Source organism: Rhizobium sp. YTUHZ045 (genome assembly GCF_051124255.1).
In the GTDB taxonomy this organism is placed as follows: Bacteria; Pseudomonadota; Alphaproteobacteria; order Rhizobiales; family Rhizobiaceae; genus Rhizobium.
Genome location: NZ_CP101436.1, coordinates 246,122 through 267,884, shown reverse-complemented (window position 1 = coordinate 267,884; position 21,763 = coordinate 246,122). Strand labels below are relative to the sequence as shown.

Annotated in this window: 22 protein-coding genes; 10 read left to right on the top strand and 12 right to left on the bottom strand. The window is 60.3% G+C overall.

The window, feature by feature from the left end; translation table 11 throughout:
* Nucleotides 1-14: 14 nt before the first annotated feature.
* Together NMA58_RS32690 and NMA58_RS32685 are read left to right on the top strand one after the other, a co-directional pair.
* Nucleotides 15-743 (top strand): SDR family oxidoreductase, encoded by a 729-nt coding sequence (locus tag NMA58_RS32690; protein WP_097599066.1) that lies wholly within the window; start codon nucleotides 15-17, stop codon nucleotides 741-743.
* A gap of 42 nt (nucleotides 744-785) precedes the next feature.
* A complete protein-coding gene (locus NMA58_RS32685) occupies nucleotides 786-1,550 on the top strand; it encodes an SDR family NAD(P)-dependent oxidoreductase (RefSeq protein ID WP_434715134.1) in 765 nt (254 codons plus the stop codon).
* Nucleotides 1,551-1,616: 66 nt separating this feature from the next.
* Here NMA58_RS32685 and NMA58_RS32680 read toward each other — a convergent pair whose 3' ends face one another.
* Both NMA58_RS32680 and NMA58_RS32675 read right to left on the bottom strand, forming a co-directional pair.
* Nucleotides 1,617-2,885: a D-tagatose-bisphosphate aldolase, class II, non-catalytic subunit gene (locus NMA58_RS32680; RefSeq protein WP_434715133.1), complete on the bottom strand. Its 1,269-nt coding sequence runs from the start codon at nucleotides 2,883-2,885 to the stop codon at nucleotides 1,617-1,619.
* Nucleotides 2,886-2,888: 3 nt separating this feature from the next.
* Nucleotides 2,889-3,872: a tagatose kinase gene (locus NMA58_RS32675; protein WP_434715132.1), complete on the bottom strand. Its 984-nt coding sequence runs from the start codon at nucleotides 3,870-3,872 to the stop codon at nucleotides 2,889-2,891.
* A 299-nt stretch (nucleotides 3,873-4,171) separates the two neighbouring features.
* On the opposite strand from NMA58_RS32675, the gene NMA58_RS32670 reads away from it, so the two are divergent.
* From NMA58_RS32670 to NMA58_RS32655, 4 genes are all read left to right on the top strand, one after another.
* Entirely contained in the window at nucleotides 4,172-5,485 is a 1,314-nt protein-coding gene (locus NMA58_RS32670) for an ABC transporter substrate-binding protein (RefSeq protein ID WP_434715131.1), read from the top strand.
* 148 nt (nucleotides 5,486-5,633) lie between these two features.
* On the top strand, nucleotides 5,634-6,404 hold the full coding sequence (locus NMA58_RS32665) for an L-iditol 2-dehydrogenase (RefSeq protein WP_434715130.1): 771 nt from the start codon (nucleotides 5,634-5,636) through the stop codon (nucleotides 6,402-6,404).
* A 38-nt stretch (nucleotides 6,405-6,442) separates the two neighbouring features.
* Nucleotides 6,443-7,453, top strand: a complete 1,011-nt coding sequence (locus NMA58_RS32660; protein ID WP_434715129.1) for a zinc-dependent alcohol dehydrogenase family protein — start codon at nucleotides 6,443-6,445, stop codon at nucleotides 7,451-7,453.
* 124 nt (nucleotides 7,454-7,577) lie between these two features.
* Nucleotides 7,578-8,588, top strand: a complete 1,011-nt coding sequence (locus NMA58_RS32655) for a LacI family DNA-binding transcriptional regulator (RefSeq protein WP_430960935.1) — start codon at nucleotides 7,578-7,580, stop codon at nucleotides 8,586-8,588.
* A gap of 9 nt (nucleotides 8,589-8,597) precedes the next feature.
* On the opposite strand, the gene NMA58_RS32650 is transcribed toward NMA58_RS32655, so the two are convergent.
* The 5 genes from NMA58_RS32650 to NMA58_RS32630 form a co-directional block, all read right to left on the bottom strand.
* Nucleotides 8,598-10,487 carry a bifunctional sugar phosphate isomerase/epimerase/4-hydroxyphenylpyruvate dioxygenase family protein gene (locus NMA58_RS32650; protein WP_434715128.1) on the bottom strand — a complete coding sequence of 630 codons (1,890 nt, stop codon included), beginning with the start codon at nucleotides 10,485-10,487 and terminating at the stop codon, nucleotides 8,598-8,600.
* A 23-nt stretch (nucleotides 10,488-10,510) separates the two neighbouring features.
* Nucleotides 10,511-11,371: a shikimate dehydrogenase gene (locus tag NMA58_RS32645; protein ID WP_434715127.1), complete on the bottom strand. Its 861-nt coding sequence runs from the start codon at nucleotides 11,369-11,371 to the stop codon at nucleotides 10,511-10,513.
* Between the two features lie 63 nt (nucleotides 11,372-11,434).
* The gene (locus NMA58_RS32640) at nucleotides 11,435-12,451 is read right to left on the bottom strand and encodes a TRAP transporter substrate-binding protein (RefSeq protein ID WP_434715126.1); all 1,017 of its coding nucleotides are present in this window, start codon (nucleotides 12,449-12,451) and stop codon (nucleotides 11,435-11,437) included.
* Nucleotides 12,452-12,522: 71 nt separating this feature from the next.
* Nucleotides 12,523-13,803, bottom strand: a complete 1,281-nt coding sequence (locus NMA58_RS32635) for a TRAP transporter large permease subunit (RefSeq protein ID WP_430960905.1) — start codon at nucleotides 13,801-13,803, stop codon at nucleotides 12,523-12,525.
* 10 nt (nucleotides 13,804-13,813) lie between these two features.
* Complete coding sequence (locus tag NMA58_RS32630) at nucleotides 13,814-14,377, bottom strand: TRAP transporter small permease (protein WP_430960906.1); 564 nt, start codon at nucleotides 14,375-14,377, stop codon at nucleotides 13,814-13,816.
* Nucleotides 14,378-14,655: 278 nt separating this feature from the next.
* Between NMA58_RS32630 and NMA58_RS32625 the strand changes: the two genes are divergently transcribed.
* On the top strand, nucleotides 14,656-15,294 hold the full coding sequence (locus tag NMA58_RS32625) for a TetR/AcrR family transcriptional regulator (RefSeq protein ID WP_430960907.1): 639 nt from the start codon (nucleotides 14,656-14,658) through the stop codon (nucleotides 15,292-15,294).
* 13 nt (nucleotides 15,295-15,307) lie between these two features.
* Here the strand turns inward: NMA58_RS32625 and NMA58_RS32620 are convergent, their stop codons facing one another.
* From NMA58_RS32620 to NMA58_RS32600, 5 genes are all read right to left on the bottom strand, one after another.
* Entirely contained in the window at nucleotides 15,308-16,330 is a 1,023-nt protein-coding gene (locus NMA58_RS32620) for a sensor histidine kinase (protein WP_434715125.1), read from the bottom strand.
* Nucleotides 16,330-17,034 (bottom strand): response regulator, encoded by a 705-nt coding sequence (locus NMA58_RS32615; protein ID WP_430960909.1) that lies wholly within the window; start codon nucleotides 17,032-17,034, stop codon nucleotides 16,330-16,332. The genes NMA58_RS32620 and NMA58_RS32615 overlap by 1 nt, the downstream gene beginning before the upstream one ends.
* 46 nt (nucleotides 17,035-17,080) lie before the next feature.
* Nucleotides 17,081-18,577 (bottom strand): DUF4153 domain-containing protein, encoded by a 1,497-nt coding sequence (locus tag NMA58_RS32610; RefSeq protein WP_434715124.1) that lies wholly within the window; start codon nucleotides 18,575-18,577, stop codon nucleotides 17,081-17,083.
* Nucleotides 18,578-18,987: 410 nt separating this feature from the next.
* A complete protein-coding gene (locus NMA58_RS32605; RefSeq protein WP_434715123.1) occupies nucleotides 18,988-19,176 on the bottom strand; it encodes a hypothetical protein in 189 nt (62 codons plus the stop codon).
* A 155-nt stretch (nucleotides 19,177-19,331) separates the two neighbouring features.
* Entirely contained in the window at nucleotides 19,332-20,051 is a 720-nt protein-coding gene (locus NMA58_RS32600) for an Ig-like domain-containing protein (RefSeq protein ID WP_434715122.1), read from the bottom strand.
* Nucleotides 20,052-20,692: 641 nt separating this feature from the next.
* On the opposite strand from NMA58_RS32600, the gene rpsU reads away from it, so the two are divergent.
* Genes rpsU through NMA58_RS32585 form a run of 3 tightly spaced genes read left to right on the top strand, consistent with a single transcriptional unit; the run spans nucleotide 20,693 to nucleotide 21,756 of the window.
* Nucleotides 20,693-20,926 (top strand): 30S ribosomal protein S21, encoded by a 234-nt coding sequence (rpsU, locus tag NMA58_RS32595; protein WP_011427834.1) that lies wholly within the window; start codon nucleotides 20,693-20,695, stop codon nucleotides 20,924-20,926.
* 46 nt (nucleotides 20,927-20,972) lie between these two features.
* Nucleotides 20,973-21,167, top strand: coding sequence for a hypothetical protein (locus NMA58_RS32590; protein ID WP_434715121.1), 195 nt, complete (start codon nucleotides 20,973-20,975; stop codon nucleotides 21,165-21,167).
* Nucleotides 21,168-21,186: 19 nt separating this feature from the next.
* Nucleotides 21,187-21,756 carry an alpha-ketoglutarate-dependent dioxygenase AlkB gene (locus tag NMA58_RS32585; RefSeq protein WP_434715243.1) on the top strand — a complete coding sequence of 190 codons (570 nt, stop codon included), beginning with the start codon at nucleotides 21,187-21,189 and terminating at the stop codon, nucleotides 21,754-21,756.
* Nucleotides 21,757-21,763 lie beyond the last annotated feature (7 nt).

Sequence of the window (21,763 nt, the reverse complement as noted above, 5' to 3'; positions counted from 1 at the left end):
AGCAGAGGAAGAAAATGGGACAGGATCTGTCTGGAAAAGTCGCGGCTGTTACCGGGGCCGCGTCGGGTATTGGCCTGGAGTGCGCCAGGACCATGCTTGCATCAGGCGCGCGGGTCGCGCTGATCGACCGCAACGAAGAAGCATTGAGAGATGTCTGCTTGAAGCTCGGCGAACAGGCTATTCCCCTGGTCGTCGATCTTCTAGATCCCAAAAGCGTGGGGCAAATGATGCCTGCTATTCTGCAGAAGGCGGGCCAGCTGGACATTTTCCACGCCAATGCCGGCTCCTACATCGGCGGCGAAGTGCTTGACGGCGACCCCGACGCCTGGGATCGCATGCTCAACCTGAACATCAACGCTGCCTTCCGTTCGGTGCACGCCGTCCTGCCGCATATGGTCGAACGCAAGACCGGCGATGTCATTCTGACGAGTTCGGTCGCCGGGATGATCCCGGTGGTCTGGGAGCCGATCTATACGGCTTCCAAACATGCGGTCCAGGCCTTCGTCCATACCCTCAGGCGACAGGTCGCCAAGCACGGCTTGCGGGTCGGCGCCGTAGCACCCGGCCCTGTCGTGACCGCCCTTCTCAGCGATTGGCCGCAGGAGAAGCTCGACGAGGCACTCGCCGCCGGTGGCTTGATGGAGCCCAAAGAAGTGGCCGAAGCGGTGCTCTTCATGCTCACGCGCCCACGCAACGTCACCATCCGTGACCTCGTCATTCTACCGCAGAGCACCGACATCTGAGCGGTGCGCCGGCCCCCTAGTAGCCAGAGAAAGGAAACGGCCATGATCTTCGACAGATTTCGCCTTGACGGACAGGTGGCGCTGGTGACGGGCGGCACGCGCGGCATCGGCCTGGCGATCGCCGAAGCACTGGGGGAGGCGGGCGCCAAGATCTTCATGAGCGGAAGAAACCGCAACGCGGCGGCGGACGAGCGGCTGGCCAGGGCCGGCGTCGATTGCGATTTCGTCGCCGCCGACATGATCAAAGATAATGCCGCCGATGCGCTCGTCACTGAGACCCTCTCCCGGGCGGGCCGGCTTGATATCCTCGTCAACAATGCCGGTATCGCCATTCATGGCGACAGCGGGGAATTCTCCGATGCCATCTGGCGCGAGATCATGACTGTCAATGTCGATGCCGTCTTCCGCGCCTGCCGCGCAGCACTTGCACCGATGCGGCACCAGGGCGGCGGCGTTATCCTCAATATCGGCTCGATCTCCGGCATCGTATCCAACATTCCGCAGAACCAGGTCGCTTATAACGCCTCAAAGGCGGCGGTCCACATGATGACGAAGAGCTTGGCAAGCGAGGTCGCCGCCGAGAACATCCGCGTCAATGCCATTGCGCCCGGCTATATCGAGACCGACATGTCGCGCGGCGGCATCGCCAATCCCGACTGGTTCCCGACCTGGCGCAGCATGACGCCGATGGGCCGCGTCGGGCAGCCGGAAGAGGTGGCGGGTGCGGCCCTCTTTCTGTGCTCGGCGGCGGCAAGTTATATCACCGGCGAGGTGCTTGTTATCGATGGCGGCTATACGACGCGGTAAGCGTTGGAGAGGGGCGGGCGGGTTCTCCGCCCGGCAGCCAGGCGTCCTCTTTTTGCTCGGAAAAGTTCAGGGCGCCGTGCCGCAGGCCCTCTGGTAATCAGCCAGCACACGGTCGACCGCGGTAATCAAAATAGTCTCGGGATCCCCGGCTTCGGCCGCCGAAAGCTGCGGCAGATACTGGTGCCGCAGCGTCTCCGGGATCGTCTTTCCGCGCAGTGCGCCGAGCAGTCTCTCGAACGCCTTTTCGGCCTCGGGTCTGTTCCAGTAATAGCGGATACGATCGCTGTAGCTGTAGTGCCGTTGCAGACGCAAAGCCGTCTCGTCGCCGTGATAATGGACCTGCCAGTCGCCGGGTGCTGCCAGCATCAGTGCCTCCATCGCGGCCGCAAGCGGCCTGTTGCCGTAACCGGCTACCATCTCCGAGGCGATCATATCGAGCGCATAGGCGGCCTCACGCAAAGCAAAGGTCAGGCCGGGGCCGACCTTCAGGATCGGGAAGCCGTCTTGGACCAGCCGCGTCAGCGCATCGCGCGTCTGATAATCCGTAGAATGAGCCTCGAAGACGAATTGCGGTTCCTCGTCGAGAAGTGCGGTCAATTCAGTCGCAAGCTCTGGCCTGTAGCCGATGACGTTTTCACTGCCGAATTCGACGCCCGGCTGGACGACGAAGGCGATGACGCGAGAAAAGGCGTCTTCCAATCCTGCCCGCGAAAAGATCTCGCGATGAATGGCGATCGTCGAGCGGGCGGCCTCCGGCGCGGTGGGCCGGAGTTCTTCGAGAGCATGATCGGCGCCGCCCGGCACCGGAACCTCCGTGCCGAGAATATAGAGCGGCAGCGGCCCGCCGACCGCCTTCGCGGTCCTTTCGCTGACCTGCGCCAGTCTTGCGGCGCGCTCGGCGATCGTCCGGTCGTCGAGTGCGGTGGGCTCGCCGGCGCAGCCCATCGAAGTGTCAAGATGGATCTTGCCGAACCCCGCTTTGACATAAGCCTCGACCATGGCCTCAGCCTTCTCGAACGCTGCTTCCGGCCTTTCCCTGCGCCATGGATTGGGACCGAGATGATCACCGCCGAAGATCATCTGTGAACGGTCGAGCCCTTCCTCGGTAGCAACGCGCTCGGCAGAGCGGATAAAGTCTTCCGGTGTCATCCCGGTATAGCCGCCGAGATGGTTGACTTGATTGCAGGTCGCCTCGATCAGCACCGGCCCGCCGTGGCGCACCGCCCGCCGGATGGCGGCCCTGAGGACGAGGGGATGCGCGGAGCAGACGGAGGTAATGCCGAAGGGGGTGCCTTCGCGCCGCGCAGTTGCAAGACGGGTCAAAATCCGATCCATCGTCTATCTCCTCGGGGTCTCAGTGATGAAGGCCGTCAGTTCGGCAAGGGTGGAAACGCCTTCCATCGGGCCGAGACGGGTCACATTGCGGGCGCCGGCTGCATTGGCATGGAGGAGGGCTGCCTCCGGGGTCATGCCCTTACGGCGACAGGTGAGGTAGGCTGCGCCGAAGCAATCCCCGGCGCCGGTCGGATCGATCTCGTCGACCGCAAAAGCGGCGCAATCGACGCGCGCGAGATCGCGGCCGAAGAAGGACGCGCCCTGTTCGCCCCGCTTCAGGACGATTTCACCGATACCGCTTTCCAGCAACCTTGCGACGGCCGCGGCCTCGTCGCTCACTCCAGCGGCTGTGAAAAGCTCGTCGCCTGAGGGCAGCAACAGATCAGCCGCGGCCAGCACCTTGTCGAAACTTTCCAGGACGCCATGATCCGTCAGCAACTCCTTACGGAGATTGGGATCCAGGGAAACTGACCCGCCGCGGGCGCGCACCGTCTCGATAGCGTAGAGGATCACCTCGCGGGCGCCGGGAATGGAAAGAGCCGTTCCCATAACGTGCACATGGCCGGCGCGCTCGACGAGCGCCTCGGCCGCAGGCGTCAAAGCGATCTGACCGGCAGCGGACCTGCCGATATTGAAGACGAAATCGCGGGCCCCGTCGGATCGATAGCGGACAAATGCGCTGCCGGTCGGCCAGTCCTCTTTAACGGCGACGGCGGAGACGTCGACGCCGTCCCGTCGCAGACGTTCGATGTTCAGCCGACCGAAATCATCCTTGCCGACGCTGGCGATGATGCCGCCGGCACCACCCATGCGCGCGACCTGATCGATGAAAATGGCCGGCGCGCCACTCGGATAGGGCCCGGTTAGCGATTGCGGCTCGAGGAAGCCGGCTCCGACCGTGGCCGCCATGATCTCCACCAGAATTTCGCCAATTGTGATCGTCGGTCCGAGCGCCTCTGGCGCAAGTGCCTTGGGACGTGACGGCATCTGCATCTCCTTCAGCGGGCCGATCAATGCCTGCGCTTCCGCGCCATCCGGCCGTATCGCGCCGTTCCATGTTCGTCAAGAATTAATTTACGTACGGTAATATTTGTGTTGCACCGCAGAAACTTATTTTTTGTTTCCAGTGCATTGCAAAATGACGCAACGCCGCTGAACTTGCACGTCTGTTGCTTCTATCCAGCAGAAGATTAAGCGAGCGGAACGCGCTTGACAACAGATCTGGAGAAGCGGATACAAAGTTTACGCATGTAATATTATGCGTGACATCCGTGGAGGAGGAAACCATGAGCAATATCATTTGCATCCTTTCTGCATCCATAGCATGCCTCGCGCTGGCCGCCGGAATGGCGGACGCCGAGGAACTGACGATCGCCACCGTGAATAATGGCGATATGATCATCATGCAGAAATTGTCGCCTGAGTGGGAAAAGCAGACCGGCAACAAGGTGAACTGGGTGGTTCTGGAGGAAAATGTCCTGCGCCAGAAGGTCACCACCGATATTGCGACGAAGAGCGGCCAGTACGACATCATCACGATCGGCGGTTACGAAGCGCCGATCTGGGGCAAGCAGGGCTGGCTCGCACCCGTTGGCGACCTCGGCGACGACTACGACTATGACGACCTGCTCGCCCCGATCAAGACAGGCCTGACCGTCGACGGCAAGCTCTATGCCGTGCCCTTCTATACGGAAAGTTCGTTCACGCTCTATCGCAAGGATCTCTTTGACGCCGCGGGCATCAAGATGCCGGATGAGCCAACCTACGATCAGATCAAGGAATATGCGGCCAAGCTGACCGACAAGTCCGAGGAACAATACGGCATCTGCCTGCGCGGCAAGCCTGGCTGGGGCGAGAACATGGCGTTCCTCGGCACAATGATCAACTCCTATGGCGGGCGCTGGTTCGACATGGATTGGAAACCGCAGATCAATTCCGAGCCCTGGAAGAAGGCAATTACGGACTATGCCGAGTTGATGACCAAATACGGTCCTCCTGGCGCGATCGGTAATGGTTTTAACGAAAACCAGGCGCTGTTTTCGACCGGCCATTGCGCAATGTGGATCGATGCGACCTCGGCTGCCGGCCGCGTTTATGACCCGAAGCAGAGCAAGGTCGCCGACAAGATCGCCTTCACCCGCGCTCCTGTCGCCATCACCGCCAACGGTTCAAGCTGGTCATGGTCCTGGAACCTGGCGATTCCAGCCACCTCGACCAAACTTGATGCGGCTAAATCCTTCCTGAAATGGGCGACCTCCAAGGACTACGTAAAGATGGTGGGTGAGAAGGAAGGCTGGGTCGCCGTGCCGCCCGGTACACGCAAATCCACTTACGCCCTGGCCGAATATCAGAAGGCGGCCCCCTTTGCCGATACCGTGTTGAAGGCAATCCTTTCGGCCGACCCGGCAAAGCCGACCAAGGATCCTGTTCCTTATACCGGCGTGCAATTCGTCGCCATTCCGGAATTCCAGGGCATCGGCACCATCGTCGGTCAACAGATCGGTGCGGCAATGTCCGGCCAGCAATCCGTCGATGCCGCTCTCGACAACGCCCAGAAGCAGGTCGAGCGCGACATGAAAAAGGCAGGCTACCCGAAGTGAGTTCGTGCTCGCAGGCGCTGCCGCGAGTTCCTCCCGGAGAGTTTCCGGCAGCGCTGCTGCCGGAACCTTCTGGCTGCCGGAGCCGATAACAGACAGGACGGCCGCCGCGTGGATCTTCCGGCTCTACGCCGGCTGAATGGAGACAGACATGAGACTGAAAGACAAGATCGCCTTGATTACCGGCGGGGCACGCGGCATCGGACTGGGCTTCGCCGAAGCCTTCGTCAAGGAGGGAGCCAAAGTCGTCATCGCCGATATTGACATCGAACGGGCGACGAGATCCGCCGCTGCGATCGGCCCCGCAGCCAAGGCAATGCAGCTTGACGTTACAGATCTTGCTGCGATCGATGCCGTCGTCAATACGATCGATGCCGAGTTCGGCGGCATCGACATTCTGATCAACAATGCCGCCATCTTCGACATGGCACCGGTCAACGACATCACCGAGGAAAGTTATGACCGGGTCTTCTCGATCAACCTAAAGGGACCGCTGTTCATGATGAAGGCAGTCTCGAACGTCATGATCAAGCGGGGCAGGGGCGGTAAGATCGTCAACATGGCAAGCCAGGCCGGCCGTCGCGGCGAAGCCTTGGTGCTTCTCTATTGCGCTTCAAAGGCCGCCATCATCTCGGCGACGCAGTCTGCGGCGCTCGCACTGGTGAAACACGGCATCAACGTCAATGCGATCGCACCGGGCGTTGTCGACGGTGAACATTGGGATGTCGTCGATGCCCATTTCGCCAAGTGGGAGGGCTTGAAGCCGGGCGAGAAGAAGGCCGCGGTTGCCAAATCCGTTCCGATCGGCCGTTTCGCCACACCCGACGACATCAAGGGTCTGGCCGTCTTCCTCGCCTCTGCCGATAGCGATTATATTCTCGCCCAGACCTACAATGTCGACGGCGGCAACTGGATGAGTTGATCGCTCTCCCGCAGCCAGGCAATCCAGGAGCCAGCGAGATGGAATCCATTTGTTATACCGAAAAGGGCGTCGCGGTCACCGCGGCGCTGCCGCTGCCGGAACTGAGGCCCGGCCATGCGCTGGTGCGCGTGCGCGCGGCCGGCCTCTGCCATACCGATATCGACGTCCTCCATGGCCGTTACGGCGAGGGTCGCTTCCCTCTGGTTCCCTGCCATGAATATGCCGGCGTAGTCGAGGCGGTCGCGGGCGATGTCTCCGGTCTTGTCGTTGGGGCGCGTGTCGTCGTCGATCCCAATCTTCCCTGCGGAGAGTGCCGGGCCTGCCGCAAGGGACTGACCAATCTCTGCCGCGACCTGAAAGCCTATGGCGTTACGGAGAATGGCGGTTTTGCCGAATACAGCCTGGTCAGGACCGACCATCTGTATGAGATCGGCGACCTCGACTTCTACCTCGCCGCGCTCGCCGAACCGCTCGCCTGCGTTTTAAACGGCCTTGGCAGCGCCGGCCTCCAAGCCGGTCCCGCGGGATCGGAAAACGCATTGGTCTTCGGCGCCGGGCCGATCGGGCTGCTGCTGGCGCTGTCCCTGAAAGCCAAGGGCGTTCCATCGGTAACGGTCGCCGATAGCAATGAGGGGCGGCTTGCCCTTGCGGAAAAGCTGGGGCTGGAGACGGCCGTCTCAGGATCCGCGGCACTTCCAGGCCTCCGCCGGGCCTTCGATTTCGTCGCCGATGCGACCGGCATCGCTCGGGTCGTCGAAGGCATGATCGACTTCGTCACTGATGGCGGTACGGTTCTTGTCTTCGGGGTCTGCGCACCGGACCAGCGCATTTCCATTTCGCCCTTCGAGCTTTTTCGACGCCAGATCCATTTCTCCGGCTCCCATTCGCTAAACCGCAACATCCCTGAGGCCCTCGACATCCTCCGAAGGGACAAAGGCGCGATGGCTGCACTGGTTTCCCATCGTCTGCCGCTCGGCGAAGTGCTGCCTTTCATCACCAAGAAATCCGCTGATCCGGCAACGATGAAAGTGCAGTTTTCAGCTGACTAGGTCCGAACTATTGCCGTTATCCCGTTCCGTCGGGGGGAGCGCTTTTCGTTGAGCGATGAGTCATCTAGAAACGGTCAGAGGTGCCGTGTCAGGAGATCAGATGGTGGGAAAGACAATCAAAACCATGGAGGACTTTTCCGAGTTCGTCGGCCTGTCGCGTCCCACCGTCTCCAAATATTTCAGCGATCCGATGTCCGTGCGTCAAAAGACCCGGGAGACGATCGAGCAGGCGCTGAAAAAATCGGGATTTCGGCCGAATATATTCGCCGTCAATCTCAACCGCCGGCGCAGTAACATCCTCGGCGTCATCATTCCCAATTCCACCGACCCCTTCTATATGGCGCTCACCCGCCGCATCGAACTGATCGCCAACGAGACGGGCTTCCTCGCCTTCGTCCTGTCGTCGGACGGCAAGGCCGAGATGGAAGACCGGGCGATCAAGACGCTGAAATCGATGAATGTCGCCGGCGCGATCATCGCTCCGCTCGGCGTCGAGTCGCATCATGCGACGCTCGACGAGCTCGGCCGCAGCGTGCCCCTCATCTATGTGGACTCGCCGCTCGATGAGACGTCCTCTTTCGTCGGCACCAACAATCGCCAGAGTTTCAGCCTGATCGTCGACTATCTCTGCCGCTCGGGCGAGCCGCCCTGCTACTTCGGCATGCCGCATGTCAACACCAACGCCCTGACACGCCAGACGGCGTACCTGGAGGCGATGGAGCAATTCCGCATGGCACCGAGCATTGTCGAGCTTGCGGATAGCAAGAGCTGGGATTTCGAGCGTTTCGGCTTCGAGGAGGCAACCCGCATCCTGACGTCTGGCCGGGGCTTCCCGACGCGAACCGTGCTCTGCGCCAACGACCGCGTCGCTTTCGGCGTCATCGCCGCCGCCTTCCAGCAGGGCCTCAAGGTTGGCCACGGCCCCAATTGTGACCTGCGCGTGGCGGGACATGACGACCATCCTCTTTCCCGATACGCCTGTCCGCCGATAACGACAGTTGCGCAGAACTATAACGAGATCGGCAGGCTGGCGATCGAACTGCTGCTCGAACGGCTCGGCGAAGGGGAGGGGCCCGCCGCACCGGCGGGCCGCATTCTTCTCAATGCCGAACTGATGCTGCGAGCTTCAGCCTGAGATCGTCTCTCAGGCGCGGGGTAGTCCCGGCGGCCTCAAATGTTTCCTCAGCGCGGCAATCCTGAAGATGGCGTTCGCAGCGCCATAGCCGCGATAACTGCGCCGCTCGACGATCTCGAAGAACAGACCCTCGCCATAGGTCGGGCTGTAGAGCTGGAAATACTCGCCATAATCATCGCGGTCGTAGAGGATGTTGTTGGCCTTGAGGCGATCGGCGAATTCGGCGTCGAGCCCGAAGCGGGCTTCGAGATCGTCATAATAGTTTGGCGAAATAGCCAGCGGGACGAAACCGTTTGCGGCAAGCGCGGCGGCGGTCGCAAAAATGTCGTCGGTCCTGAAGGCGAGATGTTGAATGCCGGAGCCGAAGGTTTCGGCGATGAAGCGGCCGGCCAGAGTGTTGCGGTTTTCCGCGCCGTTCATGGTGATGCGCAAAGAACCTTCCCGATTTTCCACCACCTGGCTGCGGACGATGCCGGAGGGATCAACGATATCAACCATCGGCGTCTTCTCAGCCTCGAGGAGCGAGGTGTAGAACAGCAGCCAGGTCAGCAGCGCCTCGTATTTCATCGTCTGCGCCATATGATCGATCGATTGCAGTCCCGCCGGCTGCGGAGCGACATCATCCTCGATCGCATCGAATTCGATCTCCCAGATGCGGCCAAGCTCGGATTTGCGGTCAAGGAAATAGAGGACGCCGCCACCGACACCACGCACCGCCGGCATCTCGATCTCGCCGGCATCGAGCGATTGTTCGAAGCGTTCGGCGCCGAGCGCCATCGCGCGTTGCAAGGCCGCCTTGGCATCGTCGACCATAAGCCCGGCGGCGTAGGCCGAAGTGCCGTGCACGGCATAGGAGGCGCTGGCAAAACCTTTCCGCTCGGTATTGACGACGAGATTAATGGCACCCTGGCGGAAGACCGTTACCCGCTTGGTCTTGTGTTTGGCCGCCTTGCGGAAACCGAGGCTCGCAAACAGCGCTTCCAGTTCCGGCGCCTCGTCTTCATCGGCAGTGAACTCGATGAAGGCGATGCCCTCGACGAAAGCGCGTGGCGGCATGGCGGGCACCGGCAGGGCGCTTTCCGGCTGCTGCCGCTTCACCTGGTCTCCGAGATAGATCAGCGAACGACGACCGTCGACAGCAATCGCGTTCGGCGAACCGCCGCGGAACTGGTCGTTGAAGATCTCCAGCGAGAGATAGCCGTCATAGCCGGTCGCCGCCACAGCCTTCATGAAATCAAGTACCGGCAGGTCGCCTTCACCAGGCATGTTGCGGAAGTGCCTGCTCCAATAGAGCAGGTCCATGTCGATCGACGGCGCGTCGGCAAGCTGAATGATGAAGATCTTTTCCTTCGGGATCGACCGGATCGAGTTGACGTCGATCTTCCTCGACAGCGTGTGAAAGCTGTCGAGGATCAAGCCGACATTCGGATGATCGGCCCGCCGGACGATTTCCCAGGCGTCGCGGTGATCATGAATGTGGCGGCCCCAGGCAAGCGCTTCGTAGCCGACGCGCAGACCGCGTTTCGCGGCGCGCTCGCCGAGTTCATGAAAATCGGCCGCCGCCCGGTCCAGACCACCGAGCGAAGCCGGCGAAACATTCGAACAGACGAGGACGAGGTCGGTACCCATTTCCTGCATGAGGTCGAACTTGCGCTCGGCCCGATCGAAGGTGCGGCTGCGCAGCGGCTCGGGCATGCCTTCGAAATCGCGGAACGGCTGAAAGAGCGTGATCTCCATGCCGAGATCGTGCACGATCCGGCCGACCTCCTTCGGGCTTTCGTCGAAGATCAGGAAGTCGTTCTCGAATATCTCCACCCCGTCGAAGCCGGCCTTGGCGATCGCCTCCAGCTTGTCACGGAGGTCGCCGCTCAGCGAAACAGTCGCAATCGATGTCTTCATCGCAGTGGTCCTTGCGGGTAGCGTTAAGACGTCATGGTCTTGAAATGCGCGAGCATGCGACCGGCGTCAGGCTCCTTGCCGGTGATCAGACGAAAGGCGCCAACCGCCTGAAAGACCGCCATGCCGCCGCCATCGAGCGTCCGGCAGCCACGCTGCCTCGCCTGCAACAATAGCTCGGTCTCCAGGGGGAAGTACACGATTTCGGCAACCCAATGCCGCCTTTCCAGAAGTTCGGGCGGAAGCGGCGTGCCGGGATATTTGGCCATGCCGGTCGGCGTCGCATGGATCAAGCCGGAAGCCGCCTTCATCGCGACAGCAAGATCGCTGCCGGCGGCGATCGACGCACTGGGAAAGAGCGCGGACATCGTTTCCGCCAGATCGATGGCACGCTCATGCTCGCGATCGAATACCGTCAGCCTCTTCAGGCCGAGCGTCAGGATCGCATAGGCGGTTGCGACACCCGCTCCGCCTGCTCCGAGCTGCACGGCCGAGGAAAGATCGACTTGCGGCAGCCCGCGCCGGAAGCTTTCGGCGAAGCCCCACCAGTCTGTATTATGCCCAAAGCGCCTGCTGTCCTTGAGGACCACGGTGTTGACGGCGCCGAGCGCCCTGGCTTCCGGCGACAGCTCGTCGAGCAGGGCAATGACGAGCTGCTTGCAGGGATGGGTGATGTTGAGGCCGGCCAGACCACGCTCTTCGGCATCCGCGACCAGCCGCGAAAGATCGGCAGGCGAGGCATTCAGCTTGACGAGATCAATCAGCTCATAATCGTAGTCCAGCCCCTGGGCCGCACCTTCCTCCATATGCATGGCAGGCGTCAGCGAAGCCTGGATACCGGAGCCGATCAGCCCGGCCTTCAACGGTTTCAGCAGTGTCTCGGCCATACGTCAGTTCCGTTTCTCTCATGATGGTAAAGGCCCGCAGGATCGCTGCGAGCCCTGATTCGCTTACTTGCCGCGAACCGTGTCGAGCTCCTTGAAGAGCTGCGTGACGGTTTCCGCGCCGATCTGAGCGGTGAACTTGTCGATCAGCGGCTTGACGGCGTCGCGCATCTTCTGCGTTTCTTCCGGGCTGAGCTCGACGACTTCCATGCCGGTCTTCTTGATTTCCGCGATCGCGTTGGCATCCTTCTCCCTGGACACCTTGCGCTGATAGTCGCGGGCTTCCGTCGCCGCCGACTGGAAGACCGCCTTTTCCTCATCGTTCAGGCCATCCCAGAACTTCTTGCTGATGAGAACGATCTGCGGATTGTACTGGTGACGGGTGACCGTCATGTACTTCTGCACTTCGAAGAACTTGGCGTTGATGATGTTGGCGGCCGGGTTCTCCTGACCGTCGACGGTGCCGGTCTCAAGCGCTGTATAGAGTTCCGTATAGGGCAGCGGCACCGCATTGGCGCCGAGGCTGTTAAAGAGCTCGATCGGGATCGGCGACTGGATCGTGCGGATCTTCAGGCCTTTAATATCCTCGAGCTTGGTGACGGGATGACGGTTGTTGGTGAGATTGCGGAAGCCGAGTTCCCAATAGCCGAGACCGACGAGGCCGGTATTGGGCAGGAGCTTCATCAGGTCGGTGCCGAACGCGCCGTCCATCACCTTGTCGGCCTCTTCGCCGCTGTTGAAGAGGAAGGGCAGGTCGACCGCGCCGAACTGCTTGACGTTGCTTGCGAGAATACCGGCGTTGAGCACCGTCATCTCGATGACGCCGCCCTGCAGCGCCGACACCGTCTGGACGTCGCCGCCGAGCACGCCGCCCGGAAACAGCTTGACCTCGATCTTGCCGCCGCTCTTTTCCTTCACCAGCTCGGCGAACTTCTCCATGCCCATGACCTGGGGATGGCCCTTATTATTGGCGGCGGCGAATTTGAGGCTGTGCTCGCGGATTTCTGCCACGGCAGGGCCGCTTGCCAGAAGCGCAATCGGCAGAGCCAGTCCCAGCGCCAGTTTCGTCAATCTGTTCAGCATGTTTTCCTCCCAGGATAGGACCGGCATCTCCCTCCGGCCGCGTTGAAATTCCATCGCCGTCAGCGGCGAAATCAGTGCCCGAACCAGGCAACCGGGGCGGTCACCAGCGCGGGGAAAAGGACGAGCAGAAAAAGAACGAGCAGTTCGGCGAACATGAAGGGGATGACGCCCTTCATCAGATCCTCCATCGAAAGCTTCGACACGCCGCAGATGACGTTGAGAACCGTGCCGACTGGCGGCGTTATCAGCCCGATCGAATTATTGATGATGAACAGCACGCCGAAATAGACAGGATCGATCCCCGCCTGCTTGATGATGGGCATCAGCACCGGCGTCATGACCAGGATCGTCGGCGTCATGTCCATTGCGGTACCGACGACGACGATAAGCACCATGATGGCAAGCAGCAGCAGTGTCTGATTGTCCATCAGCGGTTCGACGAGCGACGCAAGTTCGCCGGGTACGTCGGCGACGGTGATCAGCCAGGCCGAGACGGCGGCGCAGGCCACCAGAAACATCACCACCGAGGTGATTTTCGCGGCGGCAACGAAGACTTCGAACAGCCGCGACGGCGGCAGCTCGCGATAGACGACCATCGACACGAAGAGCGAATAGACCGCCGCGACGACGCCGGCTTCGGTCGGCGTGAACACGCCGAATTTCAGGCCAACGATGATGATAACGGGAAGCATCAGCGCCCAGATGCTTTCGGCGAATGCCCTCATCCGCACCGCACCGCTCTGCTTCGGCGGCAGAGCGAACTGCTCCTTGCGCGCCACGATCAGCCAGGTGACGCAAAGCGCCGCGCCGATCATCAGGCCGGGGAAAATGCCCGCCAGGAACAGCTTGGTGATCGAGACGCCGCCGATGACGCCATAAAGGATGAAGCCGATAGAGGGCGGGATGATCGGGCCGATGATCGAGGCCGAAGCAAGCAGGCCGCCGGCGCGAGCAGGATCATGGCCCGATTTCAGCATCATCGGGAAGAGCAGGGCGCCAAGTGCGGCCGCATCGGCGACAGCCGAGCCGGAGAGGCTCGACAGCACGCAGGCCGCGAAGATGGCGACGAAGCCGAGGCCGCCCCTGATATGGCCGACCATGGCCATGGCGAGATTGACGATACGGCGCGAAAGACCGCCCGTGTTCATCACCTCCCCGGCGAGAAGGAAAAAGGGCACGGCCATCAGCGGAAAGCTGTCGGCGCCGTTCAGCACGTTCTGCGCGACGATCTGCGCATCGAACATGCCGAGATACATCATCAGCGCCACACCTGTGATGATGAGGGCAAAGGCGATCGGAACGCCGAGCGCCATCGGACCGAGAAGGGCGCCGAGGAAGATCGTGACAGTCATGACGCGCTCCTCAGTGCTTCGGCTTGAGAACGGGGAAGGCCGTCTGCGCGGGATCTTCAAGTGCCGCCTCTTCCTCGCTGTCGCGCACAAGCCCGGCGGTCGTCACATCGATGCGGTCGGTCACGATGGCAAAAGCGTCCCAGAGAAGGATGAAAAAGGCCGGCACGCCAAAGGCGAGCCCCGCGCCGTAGAAAACGCCCATCGAAATGCCGGTCGCCGGGGCCGAGACGTGAAGGTTGATCAGCGTCTGGGCCCAGCTGCCGCTGATCATCAGCCAAGTGGCGACCAGCATCATTCCATAACCGAGGAGCACTGCAAGCTTCGCGAGCGGTTTCGGGAGGCGGATGATGAGGGAGTCGACGCCGAGATGGGCATGCTCGCGCATCGCCACGACGGCGCCGAGGAAAGTCAGCCATATGAAAAAAATGCGCGACAGTTCTTCCGAAGAGGTGATGCCCTGGTTGAAAGCGTAACGAAGTACGACATTGCCGAAAACCAGCAGGACCATACCTGCCAGTAGCAGCGCGATCGTCACCTTCAGCGCGAAGAAATAATATTCGATGATACGGGTCATTCGCTCCTCCCAAGCGTAGCCTTGCCCTTGCCGGCCGACCGTCGTCAGACCCGCGAATGCACGTCGTGACCAAATATTAGCGTCGCGATCAATTCCTCCACTGTTCGCTTCTCCAAAATGTACTAACTAGTTCGTATGTCAAGCGGCATCTATTGAAACATGCCTGCAACGTGAATAAGACTGGCGGAGACGGGTCCAGAAGACACTTGCTTCAGTGAAGCCGAAAGCCGGAATTCGAGAAACAAACCAATAGATTAGAAAGTGCGGTAATCAGGCTCATGACGGAACGGGGCGAAAACGGGCGGAAGAACGATCCACAGCAGACGAAGGAAGATATTCTCCTCGTTGCAACCGAGGAATTCTCTACCCATGGGCTTGCCGGCGCCCGCGTCGACTCCATCGCCGAGAAGACGCGCACCTCGAAGCGGATGATCTATTATTATTTCGGCAGCAAGGAAGGGCTCTATCTTGCCGTGCTCGAGCAGTCCTACCGCAAGATACGCTCGCTGGAATCCGATCTGCATCTGTCCAATCTCGAGCCGGAAGAGGCGTTGCGGACACTGATTTCAACGACCTTCGATCACGACGAGGCCAATCCCGATTTCGTCCGCCTCGTCAGCATCGAGAACATCCATCATGCCGCCCATATGCTTCGCTCCGAGGCTATCCGCGATCTCAACGTCTCCGTCATCGAAACCATTGCCGGCATATTGGAGCGCGGCTTCGACCAGGGCGTCTTCCAGAGGAAGGCCGACCCGATCGACATCCATATGATGATCAGCGCCTTCTGTTTCTTCCGCGTCTCGAACCGCTATACTTTCGGCACGATCTTCCGGCGCAATCTCTCCGACGGTGACACCATCGAACGCCATCGCGGAATGATCGCCGATGCCGTCGTCAGCTATCTGAAAAGCTGACGGCGCGATCTCCTCAGCCGCGCTGGGAAAGCAAGGGTATCGCAATTTCAAATTCAGCGCCGACGCCGGTCGTCTGCCGAACGCGGATCGTGCCGCCGTGGGAGCTCAGCATGGTATGGACGATGCCGAGGCCCATGCCGGTGCCGCCCTCTTCGCGGCGGGTCGAGAAGAACGGCTGAAAGATGCGATCGCGGTTTGCCTCGGAAATACCGCTACCATCGTCACGGACGAGAATGAGTGCTGTTCGGGCGTCGGCAGACACTGTGAATTCAAGTAGCGCTGCGCCGTGCTGAAGGGCGTTGTCGGCAAGGTTGGCGAAGACGATGATTGCAGCCTCCTCTGGAAGGGCAATCAATGCCTCCGTATCGCCTGCGCCTAAGATATCTAGGGCAGGAAATCGCTGGCGCAGTAGGGCCATGACGCTTGCAATGCTGCTTCCGCCCCCGGTCATCGGCATTTCCGCCTGTGCAAGTTCCCTCAGCCGCTGCAGCAACGCGTCGAGACGGACAGCGTCAGCGGCGATGTTGTCCAAAAAGTGCAGGCGTTGCGCCTTCGTCATCGGCCTCTCGGCATCATCATCACGCAACAACTCCGCCGCGCCCCGAATGGCCGTCAGCGGCGATTTCAATTCGTGGGACACATGGGCGGCAAAGGAGCGGACATATTCGGTGCGGTCGACCAGTTTTCCCGCCAGATCGAGGAAACTCTGCGACAACACGGCGATCTCCCGCGTCCCATAGCTTTCAAGCGGACGGATTGCTGCCTTGCCGCCGCGGGCGATCTCATCCGTCAGGGCGATCAGGGCGTCGATGGGGCCGGTGATGGTGCGCGTCAGCACATAGGCGACGGCGAGCGTCAGCACGAGGACGACAACGAGCGCGATGATCTCCACCGGCTCCATCCGGTTCGCGCTCGCCTCCGTGGCGCGAAACCAGATGACAATCAGAGCAAGCAGCGCCATCACCGTGAGAAGCACCGCGTAGACGATCAGCGCCAGCGGCGGCCGCCATTTCACCCTGACTTTCGGCGCCGGCATCAGGCCTTCCTCCCAATGTCACCGCCGAGCTTGAAGCCGATGCCGTGAACGGTTGCGATGAGTCCGGAGCCGCCGGCGGCAGCGAATTTGGCCCTGATGTTGCGGATATGGCTGTCGATCGTGCGATCGGCGACATAGGTGCCGGCGCCGTAGGCCGCCTCCATCAATTGCTCGCGGCTGAAGACCATACTGGGCCGTGACAGTAATGCGTCCAAGATGGCGAATTCGAGAGCCGTCATCGCAACAGCGCTCTTGCCGAACATAACGGTCCTGCCGGCGCGATCCAGGCTGAGCTCGCCGGCGACGAGCGTGGCGTGGCGTCTGTCAGGCCCCGCTTCATTGCCACTGCGCTTCAGGATCGCCTTCACCCGCGCCACCAGTTCACGCGGGCTGAAAGGCTTCGTCACATAGTCGTCCCCGCCGATTTCGAGCCCCAATATCCTGTCAATCTCCTCGTCGCGCGCCGACAGAAACAGGATCGGCAATCCTGAGGTCGTGCGGATCTGACGGCAGACTTCCAGACCGTCCATACCGGGCATACCGATGTCGAGAATGATCAGATCGATGTTGCCGCGGCGGAAGGCCGCCATCGCCTCGGTGCCGTTGCGGGCCGCCATCGATGCCAAGTCGGCGCGTTCAAGGGCAAAGCAAATCACATCGCGGATATGAGGCTCGTCATCGACGACGAGAATGCGGGGCGTCATCACCGGTCCTGTACTGGTTGTCGTGCCTGTTGTTATCGTTCTTGCTCTATCTTGCAATGGCTGCAGGGGCCAAAAGATAGGCCTCCAGTCGGGCCACCCGGAAAGTCCAGCTACGCCAATCGCGCGGGTGCTGTTCGAAATCCCTGACGAGGTCGTATCGGATCGATAGCGCCTGATTCCTCTTGTCGACCATGTGGTCCGGCAGCATGCCGAGGTAAAGATCGAGCGCCGGAATGACGGAAGGACCAAGCGAGGAGAGATAGGCAAGGTCGAGCGGCAGGCCTTGCTGGCTGATTTCCTGGCTATGGATTATATTGAAGCGGGCGATGAACGCTGGGAAATCGATGAAGGCGCTGATGTAGAGAACCGTCGCGAGAGAGGCGAGGTTAGCGGCGATCAGCCACTGGTTGGATCGGTTGAGCAGAATGCGCAGCAGGATGAGCACGAGGCCGATGGCGACGAGCCCCATCCAAAGGCCGGCAGCGACACGCAGTTCGGTCAGCGAATAGGCTTCGACATAAAGGCCAAGCCGCAGCATCGATGACAGGCAGAGAAGGACGTTCTGGGCGATCCAGGCATGAACGAGGCCGCGGATGAGCGGACTATAATCGCCGGGTCCGCCGCGCCGCATAGCAACGAGGACAAAGCCGGCGGCCAGAAGCGCGGTCGCAATCAGGGGATAGGCGCCGCGATGTGCATATTCAGCATGGCTCATGTGATCGGGCAGATCCGCGCCGCCCCAGAGATACACGAGATCGAGGAGCGTCTGAACCGCAAAGACGGCATTGAACAGGACGAGCGACCGCAGCAGCGAGGCGTGGCCGAGCAGTGCATTTCTGGCGGGCACTATCATGAAGGCCCTGCCGGCCTGCGACCGCGCAACGCGACGCTTCAGGCGCGGCCGCAGCATCGCCCAAATCACGATGGCGGTTAACAACCAGAAGCCGATCCGCCAGGGATCGAGGAACTGCAGCAGAAGGCCGAAATCGATGCTCCGCAGCGCGATCTCGATAAGCGGGTTGGCAGCAGCAAAGAGAGACACGAAGACCGCTGCGAGAACGACAGGCATGATCCAGAGACCGATGCCCCGACGAACGCTGACAAGGGAGAGGCGTCTGCCCGGCGTCGCAAGATATTTCTTGATGCTCTCGACAAGCCGCAAAGGAATGACGAGAGCGAACCGAAGAAAGACTCGGGGCAGGGCTGCTAGCCGACGAGGCATCAGCTCGGCGCTGACGAGAGCGACCGACATGAGCCCACCGATGCAAAAGGCAAGGCCCGTGAGTGAAGACGATTCCAGCAGGGGCGCCGAAGCCAGGACCAGAAAGCCTACCAGCAGCGCCGCTTTCGCTGGCGACGGCGTTTTCCGAGACGCGAACAGAATGCCTGCGCAAACGGCGACGGCAAAGAGGAAAAGATTTATCCCGGGCGCGTGGCCAAAGATCAAAAAGTCGGCAAGCGCCACAAGCGCAAGCAGCGTGGCGACCCGGCCGCTGCCGCGCCTGATGGGCATCGGTTGTGTCAGGATGTCGGCTGTGTCCATTGGTGCTCCTCTCGCGGATGCCGATTTTCGATCACGATGAGCGTACTTCCCAACCTTGCCTCGACAGAAACCTCGGTCAGCCACCACCCGTCCTTGCGAAGGCGATCCGGCAAGGGGAATGATGTGAGGCGCAGTGGAATGTCGTTTTTGCTCATGACGGGAAGATGCCGCGCCGGATTGCAGATTTTGTGCAAAGAGTGAGGAGCAATTCAGGAGATTGTCCGATCCGGGAGGTCATGGAGGGTCGCTCCAGCTCACAGCGGGCATGACGGCGGATGAGAATTCACCAATCCCTCGGAAGTGCGACAACGAACGTCACCCGATCGGGTGATGCTTCTGCCGGTTCACGGGGATGCCCAGTCGAAATCAACTAAGGAAGCGGGGGATGTCGCCGGTCGCGAGCGCGGACCTCATCGGTATCGAGGCGCACGCCTGGCATTATGGAGCAACTCGCAGGCTGTCGCGAATGGTCCAAAGAGTTTGAGCAACAAGACTTGCTCCTCGCCATCTATCCGATGACGAGCGCAGAACTCGGTTACGGACCAGACTTTCGTCAGATCGTCCGTTTCGATTTGCTTGGGTTCGATGTGTTCGGTCAAGGGCGTGTCCTCCGAACATCGAGACTACGTCTGCCGATCTTTTATAAGAACTAGCTAAAAAGGGTTATGTCTGCCAATCTTTGAGGAACGGCGCATAGAAAAAAGCCCGCCGATTGCGCGGCGGGCATCTTGTCTCACTGATCTATTGCTGCAGATCAAACACCGACGCCGTCGGGATGAGCGTCCGTGCCGAGGATGTTGAGCGTCACCAGGGCAGTGTCCGTGTGGCCTTCCCCGTCGGAGATCTTGTAATAGCGGAGAACTTCCGTGTAGGTCTGCCCATCGTTCAGATCACTCGTCAGATCATAGGTGAACGAGCCGTCGGCCTTGACGTGGAACATGCCGTAGGTGCCCTGAACGTCGGTTACGGCATCTGCCTTGGAGTCCACCTTCGTGCTCAGGAACTGACGGAGAAACAGCTTGCCGTTGTCGCCGGCAATGTCGTTGTCGAGAACGTTGCCGCCGATGACGCTGCCTTCGGTGAAGCTGTAGGTATCGTCAACAGCGATCGGCTTTACCTGGGTAACGCCCTGTATGTTCAGGGAGAACACGCCAACATCGGTATGACCGCTGCCGTCGGAAATCTTGTAGGTGACCCGCTCGGTCAGCGTTTCACCGTTGGTGAAGCCTATCTTGGCAGCATCGCTCAGAACATAGGTATAGCTGCCGTCCGGCTTGACGAAGAACGTGCCGTAATCACCCTGGATTTCGGTGATCTGGCTCATGCCGCTCTTGGCGCCAACACTGGCGCCGTCAAAGGCGCGCAGGAACAAGTGTCCGTTGTCGGACGAATCGTTGGAAAGCAGATTTCCGGAAATTACGTCGGTTTCTTGAAATGTTGCACTATCATCAGTTGCGTGAATCGGCGAAGCCATTAGTTTCTCCTAAAATTGTATATCAACGGTCCAATTTGACCTTTGAGAGCGGCTTCTTTAACAACTTATTAATACTTCAAGTCAATGGGTTATTTAACGGAAGGTTAAAATTCACCTATAACGTGTGTCTCCGCTTCATAAAACGACCATTACGTACGCCGCTTCAATCAAATTTGAAGCAATTTGGAACAATTTACACGCGGTAAACTTGAAGGAACTTCCGCGGCGACTAGGTTACGGCGGCGTTTTTCTGGTGCTGCTTTATGGTGCCTGCACACCATTGCAATCCCCATCGCCGACACCTATTTTTAGCGCCGAACCCGATCCCGTCGGTCACTCGAGCAGTGCCGCCTCGTCAACGAACGCAAAGGATCGGCGGTATGCGTCATCCGGGCGCGCTATGGGAAATCCCAGCAACAAACGATCAATTCGGCCGCGGCCGGCAGAGGATTTCTTTTTGAACGACGAAACACAGCGACTGCGATTGCGGTCGTAGGCCGGCAAGCGCAAAAGGACGGCATGTTGCCAACTTGCCGGAGCCTCAAAGGCATTTCAGCATCTTTAGCCGCCCGAATACAGGCGCCGATCGCCGCGCAGTTCGGCTGAAAGACGATCGACACATGCAACAAGGAGAATTCGACATGCAGGTACTCGTCAGAGACAACAATGTCGATCAGGCCCTCAGGGCCTTGAAGAAGAAAATGCAGCGCGAAGGGCTGTTCCGCGAAATGAAGGAACGGCGCGCCTATGAGAAACCGTCCGAACGCCGCGTCCGGGAAAAAGCGCAGGCGATCAGCCGGCAGCGAAAGGCTGCACGCAAGAAGATGCAGCGCGAAGGACTGCTGGTCGGGCGCAAGCGGACCGCCGCGCGTTAGAATCCTGCCCCGGTCTCAGCGGTGACATTTCCCGAAAGGATAGACAATGGACGAATTGAATAGCCTCACCATTTCGGAGGAACGCCTCGCAGATTGCCGCGATGTCGTGGAGCCGGATTTGCAGGAATTGATCCAGCGCGCAGTGACGTCGGGCTTTTCACGGGAGGAAATCCTCATAGCAGTCAGCGAATTGGTCGCAGAGGATTTCGCGATGGTCATGGAAACTCCGAGCGTGCATTGAGGAACGAGCGGTGACCATGATGGCACAGAAGGATCTCTTTGGCGGGGCAGACGACGGTTTCCCCGAGGGTTTCCAATATTCGCGGGATATTGTGCCTGCCGATCTGCAGCGCTCGGCTCTCGAAGAAATACCTGTCCTGCCGTTCAAAGCCTTCGACTTCCATGGGTTCGAAGGCAAACGCAGGACCGTCTCCTTCGGCTGGAGATACGACTTCGAGAGTCAACGCATGAGAAAAGCAGAGGCGATACCGTCATGGTTGCTCCCCATTCGCGAGATCGCCGCACGCTTCGCGGAAATTGTGCCGGAGGCGCTCGAACATACTCTCGTGACGGAATACGCACCCGGCGCGCCGATCGGCTGGCACAAGGATAAATCCGTGTTCGGCCGGGTCGTCGGCATCTCCCTGCTTTCGTCCTGCACCTTCAGGCTGAGGCGCCGGAACGGCGACAAGTGGCAGCGGCGATCGCTCCTGCTTGAACCCGGCTCCGCCTATCTCATGGCCGGCGCCTCAAGAACGCTCTGGGAGCATTCCATCCCCCCTGTCGATCGGCTGCGTTATTCGATCACCTTCCGGGAGTTGGCCACCTAAAACCTCG

Coding starts and splice junctions, on each gene's coding strand:
- NMA58_RS32655 (WP_430960935.1), top strand. CDS start 7,578: ATGGAGGACTTTTCCGAGTTCGTCGGCCTGTCGCGTCCCACCGTCTCC.
- NMA58_RS32690 (WP_097599066.1), top strand. CDS start 15: ATGGGACAGGATCTGTCTGGAAAAGTCGCGGCTGTTACCGGGGCCGCG.
- rpsU (WP_011427834.1), top strand. CDS start 20,693: ATGCAGGTACTCGTCAGAGACAACAATGTCGATCAGGCCCTCAGGGCC.
- NMA58_RS32625 (WP_430960907.1), top strand. CDS start 14,656: ATGACGGAACGGGGCGAAAACGGGCGGAAGAACGATCCACAGCAGACG.
- NMA58_RS32585 (WP_434715243.1), top strand. CDS start 21,187: ATGGCACAGAAGGATCTCTTTGGCGGGGCAGACGACGGTTTCCCCGAG.
- NMA58_RS32685 (WP_434715134.1), top strand. CDS start 786: ATGATCTTCGACAGATTTCGCCTTGACGGACAGGTGGCGCTGGTGACG.
- NMA58_RS32675 (WP_434715132.1), bottom strand. CDS start 3,872: ATGCCGTCACGTCCCAAGGCACTTGCGCCAGAGGCGCTCGGACCGACG.
- NMA58_RS32590 (WP_434715121.1), top strand. CDS start 20,973: ATGGACGAATTGAATAGCCTCACCATTTCGGAGGAACGCCTCGCAGAT.
- NMA58_RS32615 (WP_430960909.1), bottom strand. CDS start 17,034: ATGACGCCCCGCATTCTCGTCGTCGATGACGAGCCTCATATCCGCGAT.
- NMA58_RS32665 (WP_434715130.1), top strand. CDS start 5,634: ATGAGACTGAAAGACAAGATCGCCTTGATTACCGGCGGGGCACGCGGC.
- NMA58_RS32650 (WP_434715128.1), bottom strand. CDS start 10,487: ATGAAGACATCGATTGCGACTGTTTCGCTGAGCGGCGACCTCCGTGAC.
- NMA58_RS32680 (WP_434715133.1), bottom strand. CDS start 2,885: ATGGATCGGATTTTGACCCGTCTTGCAACTGCGCGGCGCGAAGGCACC.
- NMA58_RS32600 (WP_434715122.1), bottom strand. CDS start 20,051: ATGGCTTCGCCGATTCACGCAACTGATGATAGTGCAACATTTCAAGAA.
- NMA58_RS32630 (WP_430960906.1), bottom strand. CDS start 14,377: ATGACCCGTATCATCGAATATTATTTCTTCGCGCTGAAGGTGACGATC.
- NMA58_RS32670 (WP_434715131.1), top strand. CDS start 4,172: ATGAGCAATATCATTTGCATCCTTTCTGCATCCATAGCATGCCTCGCG.
- NMA58_RS32620 (WP_434715125.1), bottom strand. CDS start 16,330: ATGCCGGCGCCGAAAGTCAGGGTGAAATGGCGGCCGCCGCTGGCGCTG.
- NMA58_RS32610 (WP_434715124.1), bottom strand. CDS start 18,577: ATGGACACAGCCGACATCCTGACACAACCGATGCCCATCAGGCGCGGC.
- NMA58_RS32635 (WP_430960905.1), bottom strand. CDS start 13,803: ATGACTGTCACGATCTTCCTCGGCGCCCTTCTCGGTCCGATGGCGCTC.
- NMA58_RS32640 (WP_434715126.1), bottom strand. CDS start 12,451: ATGCTGAACAGATTGACGAAACTGGCGCTGGGACTGGCTCTGCCGATT.
- NMA58_RS32660 (WP_434715129.1), top strand. CDS start 6,443: ATGGAATCCATTTGTTATACCGAAAAGGGCGTCGCGGTCACCGCGGCG.
- NMA58_RS32645 (WP_434715127.1), bottom strand. CDS start 11,371: ATGGCCGAGACACTGCTGAAACCGTTGAAGGCCGGGCTGATCGGCTCC.